General features: G+C 52.4%; 1 protein-coding gene. It reads left to right on the forward strand.

The window, feature by feature from the left end; translation table 11 throughout:
* Positions 1-681 (forward strand): Ig-like domain-containing protein (locus tag PJ15_RS18160; RefSeq protein WP_047433183.1); only part of this gene is annotated, 681 nt, incomplete at both ends.

Below are 681 nucleotides of genomic sequence, written 5' to 3' on the forward strand. Positions count from 1 at the left end.
CAACTATGTTGTAGATACCACTGCACCAGATACTACGGGTACGACACTGACTGTTGCACCAGTCACCACGGACAACACACTCAATGCCGCAGAATCAACGGGCACAGTGACCGTGACAGGTACCTTAACCGGTATCCCAGCAGATGCAGCAACCACGGTGGTGACACTCCTTATCAATGGTGTGACGTACACTGCAACTGTTGATGCAGCGACAGGCAACTGGACCGCAGATGTAGCAGGTAGTGACTTACTTGCAGATACCGATGCGACCATCGATGCGACAGCAACCTTCACCGATGTAGCAGGCAACAGCAGCACAGTCACCGACACCCAAACTTATAACGTGGATGTGACTGCACCAGCAGCGCCAGAGATTGATCCGGTCAATGGTACCGATCCAATCACGGGTACCGCAGAACCAGGATCAACGGTGACTGTGACCTTCCCGGATGGCACAACCGTTGATGTAGTGACTGATCCAGTGACAGGCGAATGGACTGTACCAAACCCAGGTGGCTTGGTGGATGGTGATACCATCACGGCAATTGCCACCGATCCTGCAGGTAACCCATCTGTACCAGGTACAGAAACAGTGGATCTCACTCCACCAAATCCAGCAGGTGCAACCTTAACCATTGATGATGTGACTGCAGACAACGTGTTGAATGCCGCAGAATCAAC

Origin of the sequence: Acinetobacter sp. neg1 (assembly GCF_000788125.1) — a bacterium.
GTDB classification, from domain to species: domain Bacteria; phylum Pseudomonadota; class Gammaproteobacteria; order Pseudomonadales; family Moraxellaceae; genus Acinetobacter; species Acinetobacter vivianii.